At 63.8% G+C, this 18,184-nt stretch carries 19 protein-coding genes and 1 pseudogene; 17 read left to right on the top strand and 3 right to left on the bottom strand.

Annotated elements, in window-relative coordinates; all coding sequences use genetic code 11:
• Nucleotides 1-252: 252 nt before the first annotated feature.
• The 7 genes from hisB (at nucleotide 253) to coaA (ending at nucleotide 5,168) form a co-directional block, all read left to right on the top strand.
• On the top strand, nucleotides 253-846 hold the full coding sequence (hisB, locus tag XH89_RS01080; RefSeq protein ID WP_194465317.1) for an imidazoleglycerol-phosphate dehydratase HisB: 594 nt from the start codon (nucleotides 253-255) through the stop codon (nucleotides 844-846).
• A gap of 70 nt (nucleotides 847-916) precedes the next feature.
• Nucleotides 917-1,450 carry a DUF2628 domain-containing protein gene (locus XH89_RS01075; protein ID WP_194465316.1) on the top strand — a complete coding sequence of 178 codons (534 nt, stop codon included), beginning with the start codon at nucleotides 917-919 and terminating at the stop codon, nucleotides 1,448-1,450.
• Nucleotides 1,447-2,097 carry an imidazole glycerol phosphate synthase subunit HisH gene (gene hisH / locus XH89_RS01070; protein ID WP_194465315.1) on the top strand — a complete coding sequence of 217 codons (651 nt, stop codon included), beginning with the start codon at nucleotides 1,447-1,449 and terminating at the stop codon, nucleotides 2,095-2,097. The genes XH89_RS01075 and hisH overlap by 4 nt, the downstream gene beginning before the upstream one ends.
• Before the next feature lie 160 nt (nucleotides 2,098-2,257).
• Nucleotides 2,258-2,995 (top strand): 1-(5-phosphoribosyl)-5-[(5-phosphoribosylamino)methylideneamino]imidazole-4-carboxamide isomerase, encoded by a 738-nt coding sequence (gene hisA, locus XH89_RS01065; RefSeq protein ID WP_194465314.1) that lies wholly within the window; start codon nucleotides 2,258-2,260, stop codon nucleotides 2,993-2,995.
• Nucleotides 2,996-2,998: 3 nt separating this feature from the next.
• A complete protein-coding gene (hisF, locus tag XH89_RS01060; RefSeq protein WP_057752035.1) occupies nucleotides 2,999-3,772 on the top strand; it encodes an imidazole glycerol phosphate synthase subunit HisF in 774 nt (257 codons plus the stop codon).
• 78 nt (nucleotides 3,773-3,850) lie between these two features.
• Nucleotides 3,851-4,174, top strand: a complete 324-nt coding sequence (locus tag XH89_RS01055; protein ID WP_194465313.1) for a phosphoribosyl-ATP diphosphatase — start codon at nucleotides 3,851-3,853, stop codon at nucleotides 4,172-4,174.
• Between the two features lie 37 nt (nucleotides 4,175-4,211).
• Nucleotides 4,212-5,168: a type I pantothenate kinase gene (coaA, locus tag XH89_RS01050; protein WP_194465312.1), complete on the top strand. Its 957-nt coding sequence runs from the start codon at nucleotides 4,212-4,214 to the stop codon at nucleotides 5,166-5,168.
• A 104-nt stretch (nucleotides 5,169-5,272) separates the two neighbouring features.
• Here coaA and XH89_RS01045 read toward each other — a convergent pair whose 3' ends face one another.
• Entirely contained in the window at nucleotides 5,273-6,505 is a 1,233-nt protein-coding gene (locus XH89_RS01045) for a penicillin-binding protein activator (RefSeq protein WP_194465311.1), read from the bottom strand.
• A gap of 358 nt (nucleotides 6,506-6,863) precedes the next feature.
• On the opposite strand from XH89_RS01045, the gene rsmI reads away from it, so the two are divergent.
• From rsmI to XH89_RS01010, 7 genes are all read left to right on the top strand, one after another.
• A complete protein-coding gene (gene rsmI / locus XH89_RS01040; RefSeq protein ID WP_194465310.1) occupies nucleotides 6,864-7,814 on the top strand; it encodes a 16S rRNA (cytidine(1402)-2'-O)-methyltransferase in 951 nt (316 codons plus the stop codon).
• Nucleotides 7,801-8,202 carry a YraN family protein gene (locus XH89_RS01035; RefSeq protein WP_194465309.1) on the top strand — a complete coding sequence of 134 codons (402 nt, stop codon included), beginning with the start codon at nucleotides 7,801-7,803 and terminating at the stop codon, nucleotides 8,200-8,202. The genes rsmI and XH89_RS01035 overlap by 14 nt, the downstream gene beginning before the upstream one ends.
• Nucleotides 8,203-8,212: 10 nt before the next feature.
• Nucleotides 8,213-9,157, top strand: coding sequence for a glutathione synthase (gene gshB / locus XH89_RS01030; protein ID WP_194465308.1), 945 nt, complete (start codon nucleotides 8,213-8,215; stop codon nucleotides 9,155-9,157).
• A gap of 461 nt (nucleotides 9,158-9,618) precedes the next feature.
• Complete coding sequence (gene cpaB / locus XH89_RS01025) at nucleotides 9,619-10,440, top strand: Flp pilus assembly protein CpaB (protein WP_194465307.1); 822 nt, start codon at nucleotides 9,619-9,621, stop codon at nucleotides 10,438-10,440.
• Between the two features lie 10 nt (nucleotides 10,441-10,450).
• Nucleotides 10,451-11,968 carry a type II and III secretion system protein family protein gene (locus XH89_RS01020; RefSeq protein ID WP_194465306.1) on the top strand — a complete coding sequence of 506 codons (1,518 nt, stop codon included), beginning with the start codon at nucleotides 10,451-10,453 and terminating at the stop codon, nucleotides 11,966-11,968.
• A 51-nt stretch (nucleotides 11,969-12,019) separates the two neighbouring features.
• The gene (locus tag XH89_RS01015; RefSeq protein ID WP_194465305.1) at nucleotides 12,020-12,757 is read left to right on the top strand and encodes a CpaD family pilus assembly protein; all 738 of its coding nucleotides are present in this window, start codon (nucleotides 12,020-12,022) and stop codon (nucleotides 12,755-12,757) included.
• Nucleotides 12,754-14,043, top strand: a complete 1,290-nt coding sequence (locus XH89_RS01010) for an AAA family ATPase (protein ID WP_194465304.1) — start codon at nucleotides 12,754-12,756, stop codon at nucleotides 14,041-14,043. Before XH89_RS01015 ends, XH89_RS01010 begins: the two co-directional genes overlap by 4 nt.
• A gap of 21 nt (nucleotides 14,044-14,064) precedes the next feature.
• On the opposite strand, the gene XH89_RS01005 is transcribed toward XH89_RS01010, so the two are convergent.
• Nucleotides 14,065-14,844, bottom strand: coding sequence for a tetratricopeptide repeat protein (locus XH89_RS01005; RefSeq protein ID WP_194465303.1), 780 nt, complete (start codon nucleotides 14,842-14,844; stop codon nucleotides 14,065-14,067).
• A 142-nt stretch (nucleotides 14,845-14,986) separates the two neighbouring features.
• A complete protein-coding gene (locus XH89_RS01000) occupies nucleotides 14,987-15,232 on the bottom strand; it encodes a PilZ domain-containing protein (RefSeq protein ID WP_011083489.1) in 246 nt (81 codons plus the stop codon).
• Between the two features lie 216 nt (nucleotides 15,233-15,448).
• Between XH89_RS01000 and XH89_RS42025 the strand changes: the two are divergent.
• The 3 genes and pseudogenes from XH89_RS42025 to XH89_RS00990 form a co-directional block, all read left to right on the top strand.
• Nucleotides 15,449-15,550: pseudogene (locus XH89_RS42025) on the top strand (ATP-binding protein); the annotation flags it as partial.
• Nucleotides 15,551-15,611: 61 nt separating this feature from the next.
• Nucleotides 15,612-17,375, top strand: a complete 1,764-nt coding sequence (locus tag XH89_RS00995; RefSeq protein ID WP_194465302.1) for a recombinase family protein — start codon at nucleotides 15,612-15,614, stop codon at nucleotides 17,373-17,375.
• Between the two features lie 467 nt (nucleotides 17,376-17,842).
• Nucleotides 17,843-18,082, top strand: a complete 240-nt coding sequence (locus XH89_RS00990; RefSeq protein WP_194465301.1) for a helix-turn-helix domain-containing protein — start codon at nucleotides 17,843-17,845, stop codon at nucleotides 18,080-18,082.
• Nucleotides 18,083-18,184: the final 102 nt, after the last annotated feature.

Below are 18,184 nucleotides of genomic sequence, written 5' to 3'. Positions count from 1 at the left end.
ATGATCCTCGTTGTCCGGCCTGATTTAGGCGGTCGGGGGCAAGGCGACAACAGGGGCACAACGGGCCGTTCCGGGCCGAATTTCGCTCACCATAGGCAGAAGTAAAGGCCCGGCCGGCCGTTCCCGCAGTAGCGAAGGCGTCATTTGGCTGTTAAGAGACTGGCGTTTTCGGGCCCCGAGCATGATCCGGAAAAGTGGGTACCGATTTTCCGGGTCAGATCATGCTCAAAACGAAGCGAAAGCCAGCTTTCAATGCGCACCGCGACGATCAAGCGCAAGACCAAGGAAACCGACATCGAGGTCTCCGTGAACCTCGATGGATCAGGCGTGGCCAATATCGCGACCGGCATCGGCTTTTTCGACCATATGCTCGATCTCCTCGCCCGCCATTCCCGCATCGACCTCACGGTCAAGGCGGTGGGCGACCTGCACATTGATTATCACCATACCACCGAAGACACCGGCATCGCGCTCGGCCAGGCGGTCAAGCAGGCGCTCGGCAACATGGCGGGCATCACCCGCTATGCCGGCGTGCACATGCCCATGGACGAGACGCTGACGCGCGTGGTCATCGACATCTCGGGACGCCCGTTCCTGGTGTTCAAGGCCGACTTCCCCCGCGACAAGATCGGTGAGTTCGACACCGAGCTGGTGCGCGAGTGGTTCCAGGCCTTCGCCATGAACGCCGGCGTGACTCTCCACGTCGAGACCCTATATGGCGATAATAGCCACCATATCGCCGAGTCCTGCTTCAAGGGCCTGGCGCGGGCGCTGCGCACGGCGGTCGCGATCGACCCGAAGGCGGCGGGCGAAATCCCGTCCACCAAGGGCTCGCTTGGCGGCTGATATCTGTCGTCTCGGTGGCCAAGCGCTGCCGCCGGCATTGACTTCAATTCTCGAGAACGGGGCATCGAAAATGCCTGTCTACACAGTTCATGCTCCCACCCCAGGCGGGGCCGATCTGCGCGCGACCGACAAGTTCGTGTTCGTGCGCGACGGATTCCATTTCTGGGCGATGATCTTTGGCCCGCTTTGGCTGGCCTGGAACAGGCTCTGGCTGGCGCTGATCGGCTGGATCATCTTTCTCGCCGCGTTCGATGCCGGACTGCATAGCCTCGGGGTCGGTCGCCGCTCGATCTTCCTCGCCAACATCATCGTCGCGCTGCTGATGGGTTTTGAAGCCTCGAGCCTGCGCCGCTGGACCCTGTCGCGCGGCAAGTGGCGGCAGCTCGACATCGTCGTCGCCGACGACCACGACACCGCCGAGCGGCGTTTCTTCGAGCGCTGGAGCGAAAAGCAGCGCGGCATCGTCAACGATCAATGGGCCGTCGATCGCGGCGGTCCGCCACCGACCCGCAGCGTGCCGGGTCAGCCATTTTCGAACCCGCCGCCGATTCCGGCCGGCGGCATCATTGGATTGTTTCCAGAACCGGGAGGGTCATCAAGATGAGCGTCGCCATCATCGATTACGGTTCCGGGAATTTGCATTCCGCCGCCAAGGCGTTCGAGCGCGCCGCGCGCAGCCTGGAAAATCCGCAGAAGGTCTTCGTCACCAGCGATCCGGATCAAGCCTATGAGGCTGACCGCCTGGTGCTGCCGGGTGTCGGCGCCTTCGCCGATTGCCGGCGCGGCCTCGATGCCGTCAACGGCATGGTCGAGGCGATCACCGAAGCCGTGCGTGTCAAGGCGCGGCCGTTCTTCGGCATCTGCGTCGGCATGCAGCTGATGGCGAGCCGCGGCAAGGAGCATGTCATCACCGAAGGCCTGAACTGGATCGGCGGCGACGTCGAGAAGATCACGCCGCGTGACGAGAGCCTGAAGATCCCGCACATGGGCTGGAATACGCTCGAGCTGCTGCAGGAGCATCCGGTGCTGAACAAGCTGCCGCTCGGTCCCAAGGGCCAGCACGCTTATTTCGTGCACTCCTATCACCTCAACGCGGCCAATGAGGCTGATGTCCTCGCGCGCGCCGATTACGGCGGTCCCGTCACCGCGATCGTCGGCAAGGACACCGCCATCGGCACGCAGTTTCACCCCGAGAAGAGCCAGCGCTTTGGGCTGGCCCTGATCTCGAACTTTTTGCGATGGAAACCGTGATGGTCGCTTCGGTTTCCACCTCGTCATTGCGAGCGCAGCGAAGCAATCCAGAATCTTTCCGCGGCGGCAGCCTGGATTGCTTCGTCGCTTCGCTTCTCGCAATGACGGAGTGCATAGGTGACAGTTCCGTCCCCAAGCGCGGGACGGCAGAAGGTCTGACATGATTCTCTTTCCTGCCATCGATCTCAAGAACGGCCAGTGCGTGCGCCTCGAGCAAGGCGACATGGCGCGCGCCACCGTGTTCAACCTCGATCCCGCAGCTCAAGCGCAGAGCTTCGTTGCGCAGGGTTTTGAGTATCTCCACGTCGTCGATCTCGACGGCGCCTTTGCCGGCAAGCCTGTCAATGCGCAGGCCGTCGAGGCGATGCTGAAGACGATCAAGATCCCGGTGCAGCTCGGCGGCGGCATTCGCGATCTCAAGACCGTCGAAGCCTGGCTCGACAAGGGCATCACCCGCGTCATCATCGGCACCGCGGCGGTGCGCGATCCTGAGCTGGTGAAAGCCGCGGCGAAAAAATTCCCCGGCCGCGTTGCTGTTGGCCTCGATGCCCGCGACGGCAAGGTCGCGGTCGAAGGCTGGGCCGAGACCTCGCAGGTGACGGTGCTGGAGATCGCACAGCGCTTCGAGGATGCCGGCGTTGCCGCCATCATCTTCACCGACATCGCGCGCGACGGCCTGCTCAAAGGGCTGAACCTGGATGCGACCATTGCTCTTGCCGACGCGATCTCGATCCCGGTGATCGCCTCGGGCGGTCTCGCCTCGATCGAGGACGTCAAGGCGATGCTGGCGCCGCGCGCGAAAAAGCTCGCCGGTGCGATCGCCGGCCGCGCGCTCTATGACGGCCGGCTCGATCCCGCTGCCGCCCTCACCCTGATCCGCGACGCGCGCAGGAGCTGACACATGTTCAAGGTGCGTGTGATCCCCTGCCTCGACGTCAAGGACGGCCGGGTCGTCAAGGGCGTCAACTTCGTCGATCTGCGCGATGCCGGCGATCCCGTCGAGGCCGCGATTGCCTACGACGCCGCCGGCGCCGACGAGCTGACCTTTCTCGACATCACCGCGACCCATGAGAACCGCGGCATCATGCTCGATGTCGTCAGGCGCACGGCGGAGGCCTGCTTCATGCCCGTCACCGTCGGTGGCGGCGTGCGCGAGGTCAACGATATCAAGACACTGCTGCGCGCCGGCGCGGACAAGGTCTCGATCAACAGCGCTGCGGTGTCGCGGCGCGAGTTCGTCAAGGAAGCCGCCGAAAAGTTCGGCGAGCAATGCGTCGTGGTCGCGATCGACGCCAAGCGGGTCAAGCGCCCGGGCGGCGACCGCTGGGAGATCTTCACCCATGGCGGGCGCAACTCGACCGGCATCGACGCCATCGAATATGCCCAGGAGGTGGTCTCGCTCGGGGCTGGCGAAATCCTGCTCACCTCGATGGACCGCGACGGCACCAGGCAGGGTTTTGACATCCCGCTGACGCGGGCGATCGCCGACAGCGTTCCCGTTCCCGTGATCGCCTCGGGCGGCGTCGGCAATCTCGACCACCTCGTCGATGGTATCCGCGACGGGCACGCCACCGCCGTGCTGGCTGCCTCCATCTTCCATTTCGGGGAATTCACCATCCGCGAAGCCAAGGAGCACATGGCGCGGCGGGGCTTGCCCATGCGCATGGATGCCTGACGACTCCCGTTGATAAAAATGCTAAACAGGCCGGTGGGAAATGGCCTGTCTGGCCGGATGTGTTTCTGAGTATTCCGTATGCCGCGTTTCACTATCCACGACCTCGCCGAGACCATCGATGCCCGCGCGGCCTCCGGTGGCGAGGGCTCCTATACCCGCAAGCTTCTCGACAAGGGCGCCGAGCATTGCGCCAAGAAGTTCGGTGAGGAGGCAGTCGAAACCGTAATCGCAGCAGTCGAAAACGATCGCGCGCATCTGATCGCCGAAAGTGCCGACCTGCTCTACCATTTCCTTGTGCTGCTCAAGGCCCGCGGCGTAAAGCTGGAAGAGGTGGAAGCGGCGCTGGACAAGCGCACGAATATGTCAGGGTTGGAAGAGAAAGCTTCGCGCAAAGGCGGCTAGATCAGGCCGATCAGATCGCAACGGAGAAGGCGGCGACATGGATATCCGCGCACCCGAGCAGCAATATAACCCCTACCGCGTCTATACGCGCGAAGAGTGGGCGCGGCTGCGTGACGATACGCCGATGACGCTGGAGCCGGGCGAGTTCGACCGGCTGCGTTCGCTGCACGATCGCCTCGATCTCAAGGAAGTCGAGGACATCTACCTTCCGCTGTCGCGCCTGCTGTCGATCTATGTCGATGCGATGCAGCGCCTGTATTACGCCGAGCGCCAATTCCTCAATATCAGGGACCGCAAGGTGCCCTACATCATCGGGGTCGCGGGTTCCGTCGCGGTCGGCAAGTCCACCACGGCCCGCGTGCTCCAGGCCTTGCTGGCGCGCTGGTCGCCGCGTCCGAAGGTCGAGCTGATCACCACCGACGGTTTCCTCTATCCGAAGGCGCTGCTCGAGCAGCAAGGCATCCTGCAGAAGAAGGGCTTTCCGGAGAGCTACGACCTGCCGCTGCTGCTCAGCTTCCTGTCCGATATCAAGTCGGGCCGCCGCCATGTGCGCTCGCCTGTTTATTCGCATCTGACCTATGACATCGTGCCGAACGAATGGGCCGAGGTCGACCAGCCCGACATCCTGATCGTCGAGGGCGTCAACGTGCTGCAGACCGGCAAGCTGCCGCGCGACGGCAAGGCGGTGCCCGTCGTCTCCGACTTCTTCGACTTCTCGGTCTATATCGACGCGGAGGAGGAGGCGCTGCGGCAATGGTACATCAAGCGCTTCCTGGCGCTGCGCGACACCGCGTTCACCAATCCAAAGTCCTATTTCAACCGCTACGCGTTGCTGTCCGACGAGGAGGCGATCGCCACCGCCACCGCGATCTGGGAGCGCACCAACCTCGCCAATCTCGAGGACAACATTCTACCCACCCGCCCCCGCGCGACGCTGATCCTGAAGAAGGGGGCGGATCATGCCGTGGAGAGCGTGGCGCTCAGGCGGCTGTGAATCGTGATGTCGTCGGGTGGGCAAAGGCGCATGGCGCCGAGCCCACCGACTATCTGCATTGTCCAAAGTGATTGCCGGAAGCGGAACGCTTGGGCGGCAACTCGTTACGCGCCAAAGCTCTTCGGCGAGCCGGCAACGGCCACACCGCCACCGGTCGTCACCTTCATCACCGCAAGCCCGCGCTCATTTGTGCCGTCGGCGCGGAAGCGGAACAGGCCATCAATGCCGGCGAAACCCGATGGATTGGTGAGCACGTCGGGAGAGAAACGCGCGGTGCCCTGCGTGCGCGCAAGCGCGGCAACGAGGGCGACCGCATCGTAGGCGAGGGTCGCGGTCCGGATCGGCTCGGCGCCGTATTTGGTGCGGTAGCGGCCGGAGAAAGCACGAAAACCTGCCGGATCCGGCGCGGCGTAGAGACCGCCCTGCAGGGCAGGGCTGGCATAGACGCGCGGATTGTCCCACAGGCCGGTGCCGAGCAGTTGGATGTTGCGCAGGTTTGCGCCCGCTACGGTCATCGCATCCGCGACCGCAACGACCGCATCGCCGTCATCGGCGATGAACAGCGCATCCGCGCTGCCGAGCGCTTGCGCGACGTTGCGTGCCGGCGTGGCGCGGTCGGCGCCGTATTTCTCGAACGCGACGATGCGGCCGCCGCGCCGTGGCACCGCCGATTTCACGGTCGCTTCGACAACGTTGCCATAGGCATTGTCGGGCACCAGCACGGCGACGGAGTGCTTTCCGATGCCGGCGGAATATTCGACAATGCGGTTGACGTCGGACTCCGGCAGGAAGCTCAAGAGATAGACGCCGCGACCGGCGATGCTCGAATCGGTCGAGAACGCCATCACCGAGATGCCGCGAGCGCGCGCGACCTGCGCCACCGCCGGCACGGACTGCGCGAACAGCGGCCCCAGAATGATCTCGGCGCCTTCGTCGACCGCCTGCTGCGCGCCGGCTTGCGCGCCCTGCGGGCTGCCATTGTCGTCCTTGATCAGGAGTTGGATGTTCGGGTTCTGGAACTCGGCCAGCGCCATCTCGGCGGCGTTGCGCATGGATTGCGCGGCGAGACCGGCGTTGCCGGCGGCCGAAAGCGGCAGGATCACTCCGACCTTGACCCCGCCAGTGCCCGCGGTCGTCGCCTGCTGCGGCGGACCGGCCGGTTGGGCCGGCGGCGAGGAGCTGGAGAACGGGTTGGAAAACTGGCTGAGGCTCTGCTGCACGCCGGCGCAGGCCGACAGCAGGGGCGTGCCGAGCAGCAGGCCAAGCGCGCTTCGCCGGGTCGCCCCGGATAAACGGGGCCCCGGAACGGGAGACTTTGGATCACGCGGGCCCAGCATGGCAGCTTCTCTTCTGACCGGCCGTTGCCAGCCCGTCACGACACTCTTGACGCTTGCCGCGACACAAGCCGCGGATTCAGGCATATTGTCGGCAAATAGTTAACCAAAACAAAAGGATAATGACCGCTTAGCACCTCGCTCCTCCCGTCCTGGCCAGCCACCGGCCGTCCGTACCGCAGCATCAAGGCGGCGTTTCCGCCGCGAATATGGCGTGAGCGCTTCATTCCCTCTCGAATGTGATCCCTACTGGATCACATTCTCGTCCTTCTTCACCCTTGCCTCACCCCTTGGCCTCAGCACGATCTTTTTCGGAGGACCGGTTCCCAGCCCTTCGGATCGTGCCTAAGTTGAACTCATTATGCGCGCAAAGCCGGCCCCGATAAATACGCCTGAAGCCCTAGACGCCGCCTCGCGTGGGTTCTCCATCGACGCCCATCGCATTGCGGTGCCTAAGGCCGCGCCCGGCCTCCATCTGGTCGCAACCCCCATCGGCAATCTCGGCGATATCACGCTGCGGGCGCTGCAGACGCTTGCCGGCGTCGACGTCATCGCCTGCGAGGACACCCGCATCACGCGCCGCCTGACCGAGCGCTACGCCATCACGGCGCAGCTCAAGCAGTACCACGAGCACAACGCGGAAGCTGCGCGCCCAAAAATCCTGGAGGCGCTAGCGGCGGGCGGATCGATCGCGCTGGTCTCGGACGCCGGGACGCCGCTGATCTCCGACCCCGGCTTCAAGCTGGTGCGCGAGGTCTGTGCTGCCGGCCACGCCGTCCATGCGCTGCCCGGTCCTTCCTCGGTGCTGGCGGCGCTGTCGGTCGCGGCGCTGCCGACCGACCGTTTCTTCTTCGAAGGTTTCTTGCCGGCGAAATCGGCGGCGCGGAGGTCGCGCCTGACGGACCTCGCGCGTATCGACGCCACGCTGGTGATGTTCGAATCCGGCAACCGGATGCAGGCGACCTTGACCGATCTCGCCGAGATCATGGGTGATCGCGATGCCGCGGTCTGCCGCGAACTGACCAAGCTGCATGAGGAGGTCAGGCGCGCGCCCCTGGCCGAGCTCGCGCGACAGGCGGATGCGCCGGAAACGCGCGGCGAGTTCGTGCTGGTGATCGGCCCGCCCGCCGCCGATGCCGAGACGCTGACGTCCGATGCGCTCGATGATCTGCTGCGCGAACAGCTTGCCGCGCACAGTGTCAAGGATGCCGTGGCGCACGCGGTTGCACTCTCCGGGCGCTCCCGGCGCGAGGTCTATGCCCGGGCGCTCGAGCTCGCAAAAGGTTTGCGGGGCGGCGATGGCGAAGACTAGGCTCCCGGTGGAACCGAAAATTGCCTCGCCCGAACGCGTTGCCGCGTTCCGCACCGGCATTTCCGCCGAGAGCCGCGCCGCCGCCTACCTCATGGCCAAGGGCTACCGCATCCTCGCCAAACGCTACCGCACGGCGCATGGCGAGATCGACCTCGTGGCGCGACGCCGCAACCTGATCGCCTTCGTCGAGGTCAAGGCGCGCGCCAGCCTCGATGACGCCGCCTATGCGGTGACGCCGCGCCAGCAGCGGCGCATCATCGACGCCGCGCAGGGCTGGCTTGTAGCGCATCCCGAACATGCGGAATTCGAATTGCGATTCGACGCCATGCTGATTGCGCCGCGCTCGCTTCCACGCCATGTGTTGGCGGCATTCGACGCCTCGACCTGAAAGGCAGACCATGAAACTGAACGTTGCCGTCCAGATGGACCCGATCGCCCGCATCAACATCAAGGGCGATTCCACCTTTGCGCTGCTGCTGGAGGCGCAAAAGCGCGGCCATGGCCTGTCTTATTACACGCCCGACAAGCTCTCGATGGTCGGCGAGGAGATCGTGGCGCCGGTCCAGCTCCTGACCGTGCGCGACGAGCCCGGCGATCATTTCACGCTCGGCGAGCCCAGGCGCGAGGCGCTGAACGGCTTTGACGTGGTGCTGCTGCGCCAGGACCCGCCGTTTGACCTCGCCTATATCACCTCGACGCATCTGCTGGAACGCATCCATCCCAAGACGCTGGTCGTCAACGATCCGGCCTCGGTGCGCAATGCGCCGGAAAAACTGTTCGTGATGAATTTTCCGCAGTTGATGCCGCCGACCTTGATTTCGCGCGACCTCGACGAGATCAACGCATTCCGCGACAAATACGGCGCCGTGGTCATGAAGCCGTTGCACGGCCATGGCGGCGCCGCGGTGTTCCGCGTGATGCCGCAGGACATGAATTTCGGCTCGCTGTACGACATGTTCTCGGTGACGTTTCGGGAGCCCTGGGTGATCCAGCAGTTCATCCCTGAGGTGAAGCACGGCGACAAGCGCATCATCCTGGTCAATGGCGAGTTCGCCGGCGCCGTGAACCGCGTGCCGGCGGCCGACGATCTCCGCTCCAACATGGTGCGCGGCGGCGCCGCGCAGGAGACCGAGCTGACGCCGCGCGAGCGCGAGATCTGCGCCACGGTCGGGCCGGCGCTGCGCGAGCGCGGCCTGTTGTTCGTCGGCATCGATGTCATCAATGGCAACCTCACCGAGATCAACGTGACCTCGCCGACCGGCATCCGCGCCATCGCCCGCCTCGGCGGCCCTGATGTTGCGGCGAAGATCTGGGACACGATCGAGCAGAAGCGGGCGAAGTAGTTTTCGTAGCCAGAAGCGCCAAACCATGACCGTCACCCTGAGGTGGCCGCTTCTACAGCGGCCCTCGAAGGGCGACGGCCCGGCTCTCTCCGCGCATCAGCGGTGGCCGTTCATCCTTCGAGGCTCACCTTGCGATGCCATGCATCGCAAGCCTCGCACCTCAGGATGACGGAATGACCACCGCAGTCTTGATGACCGGCGCGACCTCACTCCGTCCTTCACTAACCACCCGTTCACCATGATGGCTTGCGTTCTTATACGAACGCATGAGGACGTCTGCGTGAATCTACGGGGCCACTGGCCGACCAGATAACGCGACGTTCACCATCTGCCTAAAACGCTGGCTGTCCCGGGGCCCCACATTCGGCCTCGCAACACCCCTTATACTTTTACTCCCTACTCATCGATGCGGGGGGACCCGCCACGTGCGGTTCGAGTGCCTCGCGTAAGAGTAGAAGCGTATGAATACCGCACGCATTGTCGTTCTCGTCATCGCGCTGGGCGCCGGCGGCGTCGCTGCGTATCTGGCGAGCAACTACGACAACAAGCCCGCAGCCCCACTCGCGGTGGCCGAGAAGCTGCCGACGGTCGAGGTGCTGGTCGCCAAATCCGACATCCAGCTCGGCCAGGCCGTGAAGGCCGAAGACCTGCAATGGCAGACCTGGCCGCAATCGACGGCCAGCAGCGCCTTTATTCGCCGCGACAACAGGCCCGACGCCCAGACGCAAATCGCCGGCTCGATCGCGCGCGTGCCCTTGATGCAGGGCGAGCCGATCCGCGAGCAGAAGCTGGTGAAGGCTGACGGCTCCGGCTTCATGGCCGCGATCCTGCCATCAGGCATGCGGGCCGTGTCCACCGAGATTTCAGCCGAGACCGCCGCCGGCGGCTTCATCCTGCCGAACGACCACGTCGACATCGTGCTGACGCGCCGCCTGAAGAACCCCGATGGCGCCAACACCAACGGCCCGACCGGCGGCAATGACCTGGTCCTGTCAGAGGTCATCCTGACCAACATCCGCGTGCTCGCGATCGACCAGGCGCCGAAGGAAAAGGACGGCCAGACGGCCGTGATCGGCAAGACCGTGACGATCGAGCTCCGGCCCGACCAGGTCGCCACGCTCTCGGGCGCGCGCCAGAGCGGCACGCTCACACTCGCACTGCGCAGCATCACCGACGCCAATGCGGTTGACGGCTCGGCGGAGGACCAGGCGCTGAAGCGCCCCGGCGGCGTGAACGTGATCCGCTACGGCGTGCAGGCGCGACAACTAACGTCACAAAAGTGATGGGGACAGCATGAACTACGGGGAATATCGGACGGGCCTGCGCATTCGGGGGAAGCGCGCTGGTTCGTTCTGGGCAGGGGCAATGCTGATGCTGGGGCTGGTCGCAGCCCCCGATTTCGTCCGCGCTGCGGATGCGCCGGTCGGTGACCAGGCGCCGATGCAGGCGCCGGACCTCGGCGTGTCGCCGGTCGCGACCATCGCGCCGGCCAGAACGCGTTTCCTGTCGCTCGGCATCGGCAAGTCGGTCGTCATCGACCTGCCGCGCGAGGTCAAGGACGTGCTGGTGGCCGATCCCAAGATCGCCAACGCCGTGATCCGCTCGTCGCAGCGCGCCTATATCATCGGCTCCCAGGTCGGCCAGACCAACGTGGTGTTCTTCACCGCCGACGGCCAGCAGGTCGCCTCCTACGACATCGCCGTGAAGCGCGATCTCAACGGCATGCGTGCGGCGCTCCGCCAGGCGCTGCCGGGCGTGCAGATCGAAGGCATCGGCGACAGCGTGATGCTGACGGGCTCGGTGTCGAGCCCGGTCGAGGCACAGCAGGCCGGCGACGTCGCCGCCAAGCTGGTCGGCGGAGCGGAAAAGGTCGTCAACAACATCGTCGTGCGCGGCCGCGATCAGGTGATGCTCAAGGTCGTTGTCGGTGAAGTCCGCCGCGACATCATCAAGCAGCTCGGCGTCGATCTCAGCGCCAGCCTGAACGCCGGCACCGCGGTTGTGAATTTCAACAACTCCAACCCGTTCACGGCGAGCGGCGGACCGCTGGTCGGCAGCAACGGCCTCGGTGTCACCGGCCTCGCCAAGGGCGTGGCGACGGTCAACGCCACGATGCGCGCGATGGAGACCGCGGGCGTGATGCGGACCCTGGCCGAACCGAGCCTGACCGCAATCTCGGGTGAATCCGCGACCTTCGTCGCCGGCGGCGAATTCCCGATTCCCGGGGGCTATGCCTGCGATCCGGTCACCCATGTCTGTACCACCCAGGTCACCTACAAGAAGTTCGGCATCTCCCTGAACTTCACCCCGGTCGTGCTGAGCGAAGGCCGCATCAGCCTGCGCGTGATGACCGAGGTCTCGGAGCTGTCGAATACGAATGCGATCACGTTGACCCAGGCGGTGTCCGGCAACACCAACAATTCGATCACCATCCCCTCGATCCAGACCCGCCGCGCCGAGACCACGCTGGAAATCCCGTCGGGCGGCTCGATGGCGATGGCCGGCCTGATCCAGCAGCAGACCAAGCAGGCGATCAACGGCCTGCCCGGCCTTGATCAGGTGCCGATCCTCGGCGCGCTGTTCCGCAGCCAGGACTACGTCAACAACGAGACCGAGCTGATGGTGATCGTGACGCCCTATGTGGTGCGCGCGGTCGCCCAGAAGGAATTGTCGCGGCCCGACGACGGCTTCGCGCCCTCCTCGGATGCGCAATCGGCGCTGCTCGGGCGCATGAACCGCCTCTACGGCATCGCGCGCCGCGTCGATCCGATCGACGGCGATCGCGGGGATTTCGGCTTCATCATCGACTGACACGGGCGGTTTGGGGACCGGGGCAAGACACGGGGAAGAGGGGACCAGGCGATGACGAAGACATCCGCCGATCGACGCCGCAATCTGCGCATCGCGCTCGCGCTGACGGGACTCTCCGTCATGCTGGGAGCCTGCAACACCACGGGTGACGTCGTCACCACCCAGACGGTGCCGACCGACTACCGCCTGCGCCACCCGATCGCGGTGCAGGAAGGCAAGCGCTCGATCGTGATCTTCGTCGGCAAGGCGCGGGGCGGCCTCTCGCCCGAGCAGCATGCGGACGTGATGGGTATTGCCCAGGACTGGGTGCGCGAAGGCACCGGCTCCGTCGTCGTCGACGTCCCCATCGACACGGCCAATTCACGCGCGGCTGCCGCGACCTATCACGAGATCCGCGCCGTGCTCGGCAGCGGCGGCGTGCCGTCACGCGCCATCGTCCAGCATCCCTATCGCCCCGAGGATCCCGGCCTGCTGCCGACCATCCGGCTGAGCTATTCCAAGATCAAGGCGGTCGCCGGCCCTTGCGGGTTGTGGCCTGAGGACATGGGCCCGTCGATCCTCGATCCCGGCTACAACGAGAACCAGCCCTACTTCAATCTCGGCTGCGCCAGCCAGCGCAACCTCGCGGCCATGATCGACAACCCGGCCGATCTCGAGCAGCCGCGCGCGGAGACGCCGGCCTATACGGCACGGCGCGACATCGCTTTCGATCGTTACCGCAAGGGCATGACGACCACGACCACCTATCCCGAGGCTGACAAGGCCAAACTCAGCGAAACAGGCAAATGACGGGCATCGACGACGAAGAGGCGGACGATCCGCAGCACCCCGAGGAACACATTGCGCCGGTTCCCCGCATCTCGGTGCAGGCTTTTTGCGAGACCGAGCAGACGCTAGCCGCGGTGACCGCCGCCGGCCAGGACCGCCGTCTCGCCAAGGCCCATCTCACCGCGAAAGGCGGCGGTCTCGCCGCTGCGATCGAAGTCTATGACACGATGCCGACGCCGAACGTCATCGTGATCGAATCCGACGGCACGCGCGACATCCTCGAAGGGCTCGACGATCTCGCCGGCGTCTGCGATCCCGGCACGCGCGTCGTGGTGATCGGCAATCCCAACGACACCGCGCCCTACCGCGAGCTGGTGCGTCGCGGCGTCAACGATTACGTGGTCGGACCGGTCGAGACCATCGACGTGGTGCGCTCGATCTGCAGCCTGTTCTCGGCCTCCGAAGCCATCATCACCGGCCGCATCATCGCGGTGGTCGGCGCCAAGGGCGGCGTCGGCGCCTCCACCGTCGCGCACAACGTGGCCTGGACCATCGCGCGCGACCTCGCGCTCGATTCCGTCGTGATCGATCTCGACCTCGCCTTCGGCACCGCCGGCCTCGACTACAACCAGGATCCGGCGCAGGGCATCGCCAACGCGGTGCTGTCGCCTGACAGGCCTGATACGGCGCTAATGGAGCGCCTGCTCGCCAAATGCAGCGAGCATCTCAGCCTGCTGGCTGCACCGGCCACGCTGGATCGCGTCTATGATTTCGGCGCGGAAGCCTTCGATGCGATCTTCGACACGCTGCGCATGACGACGCCGTGCATCGTGCTCGACGTGCCGCATCAATGGTCGGCCTGGACCAAGCGGGCGCTGGTCAATGCCGACGACATCGTCATCGTGGCCGAGCCTGATCTCGCAAATCTGCGCAACACCAAGAACATGCTGACCGTGCTCAAGACGGCACGGCCGAACGATCGGCCGCCGCTCTACTGCATCAACCAGGTCGGCATGCACAAGCGGGCCGAGATCGACGTCAAGTCGTTCGCCAAGACGATGGAAAGCCAGCCGCTCGCGGTGATCCCGTTCGATTCAAAGCTGTTCTCGACCGCGGCCAATAACGGCCAGATGATCGCGGAAGTCTCCAAGAGCCATCGCACCACCGAGCTGTTCCAGACCATGGCCAACCGCCTCGCCGGGCGCGGCGAGGTGCGCAAGCCGAAGCGCTCGCTGCTGGCGCCGCTCCTGAAGAAGCTGAAGGGCAGATCGGGCCGCGGATCGGCACCGCATCGCAAGGCGTCGTAGGCACCAAACAGCGGCGGCGGACTATTTCTCCGCCCGCTGCTCCTGCTGCTTCTTCGATAGCAGCTGGCGCAGCGCCGTGATCTTGGCCGCGGCCTGATCCGGCGGCAGATCGGCCTTCACCAGGATTTCAGCCTCGGCCTGGCGGCCCTGCAATCCCAGCACCAGCGCGAGATTGGCGCGGACCCGCGCATTGTTCTGATCCCGTTGATAGGCGCGGCCGAGCACCTGTTCGGCCTTCGGCAGGTTGTTTTGCAGCACATAGGACAGGCCGAGATTGGACAGCACGGTCGGCTCGTCGGGCACGATCTTCAGCGCCGCGGCGTAATATTGCTGCGCTTCCTCGTTGCGGCCGAGCTGGTCGAGCGCCGCACCCTGCGCCGACAGGATGCGCCAATCGGGATCCTCAGGCGTATGCGCGCGGCCCAGCACGTCAAAGGCCTGCTGGAAATTTCCATTGTCGGCGAGCGCACGGCCATAGCCGGCGAGCAGCGCCTTGTTGCTGGGATGGGCGAGCACGGCCTGCTCGAAGACGGCGACCGCCTGGGCGCGCTGGCCGCCCTCTCGCAGCGCCTTGCCATATTCGAGGACGATAGCGGGATCGTTCGGCTTGGCGCGATAGCGCTCGCGCAGAGCGTCCATGCCCGGCTTGCCGTCGGCCCTGGCGACAGGTTCAGGCTTGCCGCCGAGCGCGCCGGTGACGTCCTCCAGGCCCGTGGTCTGGCAGCCACCGAGGGCAAGCACCGCGAGCGCGGGAAGCAGGAATCTCGCCGGGGAGGAGGCAAGGGGGGAACGCTTGGACATACTCTGATCACCGCCGGCGGACTGATCAGAGATGCTTTGCCGATTAACGCTAAAGTCCGGTTAAGGACGCCGGCCTGCAGAACTGCATTTTGCGCATGATCTTTTCGGAAAACCGCTTCACACTTTTCCGGATCATGCGCCCTTAGTCCGTAAATTCCGCACCGAACTCGCAGCCGATGCGCCAGCGCAGGCGGCACTGACGCGAATAGTCGGGAGCGAAGATGATGGTGAACTGCGGCGGCACTTCCAGAAACTCCGCCACGACCTTCACGCCACCGTCCGAGATATCCGTGATCGTGCAGTCCCGCGGCAGCGAGCCCGCACCGAAATGAATCTTGGCCAGCCGGCTGCACACCCGTCGTTCGCTTCTGCGGCGATTTGCAAGCATTTGAATTCTTCACCCGTTAGATCACGGCCCATCCCGCAGCCGTAGGAGTAGCGGACATTCGTTGGAATGTGCTGAGGAGAGCTGCTCGCATTCGAAGCGTAGTGTCGGCACCCTGTTTACGTTTGGTTAGGGCTTGCGCCGCCCTCGCTTTTGTTCTTGTATTGTTCTTGTCAGGGCGATCCCGGTCTGCTACCCTTGATTGTGCGAGGGGGCAGCATGGTTCAGCGGGTTTCGACAGTCGCCTTTGAGGGGATCGAGGCCCGCGCGGTCGACGTGCAGGTGCAGGTCGCGCCGGGTCTGCCGGCGTTTGCAATAGTGTTTACTATTAATTTGATGTAGGGTACTGCCTCACCGATGTGTTAGGCGGGCCTTCAACATCTTGAAACCACGAGCTTTTTCCTATCTTCGCATGTCGACTGCTCCGCAGCTGGACGGGGACAGCCGTAGGCGACAGCTGGAGGCATCACGAGCTTATGCTCAGGAAAATGGCCTCGAGCTCGCAGAGCGTGACGAGTACAAAGACATCGGGGTATCGGCCTTCAGAGGCGACAATTTGCGCGAGGGGAGCCTCGGATCGTTCCTTGAGGCTATAGAAACCAAGAAGATTGCGTCGGGCTCCTACCTGATCGTTGAATCGCTCGACAGACTTAGCCGCGAGCAAATCTTAGCGGCGCAATCCCTATTTCTGCGGATCGTCCAAGCAGGAATCAATCTCGTGACCTTGGTAGATCGGCGGGTCTATAGGGCCGGCCAAGTGGACCTCGGAGACCTCATTGTCTCGATGGTCACGATGAGCAGGGCTCACGAGGAGTCGCTTACGAAGAGCCATAGGCTTTCCGCCGCCTGGGCCAACAAGCGAGCGGGCGCCAGACAGAAGCCAATGACGAAGTGGTGCCCGGCTTGGCTGAAACTGGCAGAGGATCGCTCGCGGTACGTGGCGATTCCAGAACGGGTCAAAATCGTTCAGCAAATTTTCAAAGACAGCGTTTCCGGCGTGGGGCTGCAAAAGCAGGCAAGCCGCTTGAATGAAGCGGGCGTGCCTACTTTTGGAAGTCCGAATGGTTGGCACCATACGTATATCGCCAAAATTCTAGCGAATCGGTCAGTGCTCGGCGAATTTCAGCCGCACGTGCGGGAGGGTGGCAAAAGGGTCCCGAAAGGCGATCCCGTGAGAGATTATTTTCCAGCGATCGTTGATGAGCAGCTTTTCTATCGGGCTCAGGTGGCTAAGGCTCAACGAAAGATCTCAGGTAAGGGCCGCAAGGGCAGTGCGTACAGCAATCTGTTCTCAGGTCTTGCTCGCTGCGCGTATTGCGGGTCGAAAGTTCTGTTCGAGAACAAGGGGTATGGGCCAAAGGGCGGTGCGTATCTTGCGTGTGACAGCGCGAAGCGCCGACTCGGTTGTCCCAGCACCCGGTGGCGCTATCAGGATTTCGAGACTTCGTTCCTGCGTTTTGTCGAAGAAATTGACCTTGCTAGCGTAGTCGATCCTTCGTCGCAGACGAACGGGCTTCACGACCTAGAGAATGAAATAGAGGCCTTGCAGGGGGAGCTTGGGGCGGTCTCGGACTTGATGGAGAAGACCTACAGTCTGCTGAATGATGGCGCAGCTATGGACTTCATCAGGACGAAACTGAACGAGCAAGCGACTCGCAGAGCTGCGCTCGAATCGGCGATCCGTGCGAAGTCGGTTGATCGGGATGAGCTTGCGGCTGGGGCGAACCGCCAACAGAGAAGCACCGAGGAGATCAAAGCTCTCATCAAACGCATCCAGCACGCGCGGGGGCAAGATGCGTATACCCTAAGAGCCAAGGTCGCGTCGCATCTCACAACCTTGATGGGCGAGATAAAAGTCGGTTTTGTCGGCTATCGTCCCGATAAGCCCATCAGTCCAGACAATCGGGAAGCATATTACGTGGACCAGTACATGAGAGACGGCCGCTTTCAAGAGCGACGCTATTTCTCAGTGGCTTTCCGCAACGGTCGAGTTCGGGTGGTCTACCCTAAAGAAGACGCGCCACTTGAATACGAGCAGCTGATCTTCACCCGCCGGGAAGGCGACCCCGACTACAGGACCGAAGAAGAGATCGAGGCCGAACAGGCCGAAATGTTGGAGACCGCGCGGGCACGCGGTCTTATCTGATGAACGCTGACTGGGACGGCTAGTGCCAAGATCGACCTTACCGAACTGCTTTCTGAGGAGCGCGCGAGCCTTCCATATTCCGGCGTTCGTCTGAATCCGGATCCAGCAGGCCACCTCGGCGCACAACGTCCTTCGAACTGGTGCGAAGCCCGAAATACTTGCCGGCTTCGAGTGCGCTTGCGCAGAAATCCCAAGCAATCGGCGCCGCGTTACAATAGTCAGGGGCGTAGTCAAATAGGTCGGACGACCAAAGACCGGCGGAATTTAACCAGGGCCTGCCTGAGCTATGGTGCGTATTCGCGTACCAAACCACATGAGCGCCGAGACCAACCACCGCAAGGCACAGAGCGCCTAAGATCTTTCCCACTTACCTGCTCCACCGTTTTGCCCGAGCCCGGAAAATACCCGAAAGTTTTTGAGGCTTTAAAGCCGTGGGCGAATAAACCACAGGTTGGTCTGGTCCGTACATGGACCTTCGCCAAGTTTTCGCGACCAACCTCAGGCGCATCCGGCATGACCGGAAGCTGTCCCAGGAGCGGTTGGCTAACGATGCTGGGGTGGACCGGGCCTACCTAAGCAGGGTCGAGCGGGCCGTGACCTACGTCGGCCTGGAGATCGTCGAAAAGCTGGCTAAGATCCTGGACGTTGACCCGGCCGAGTTCTTCCAAAAACCGACCCGGGCCGGTGCCCGCCGGAAAGTCGGCTGAACCCTTTCCGGCCCCTTCCAGCTTACCGGGCTTTGGGCTGGGATTGGACTAATCCCGCCCCGCCCTGGCTTACCTCCGCCTTCCTCCGAGCTCGGATGACGT

The sequence above is a fragment of the Bradyrhizobium sp. CCBAU 53340 genome (assembly GCF_015291645.1).
Taxonomy (GTDB): domain Bacteria; phylum Pseudomonadota; class Alphaproteobacteria; order Rhizobiales; family Xanthobacteraceae; genus Bradyrhizobium.
This window is presented reverse-complemented; position numbering and strand designations above follow the sequence as displayed.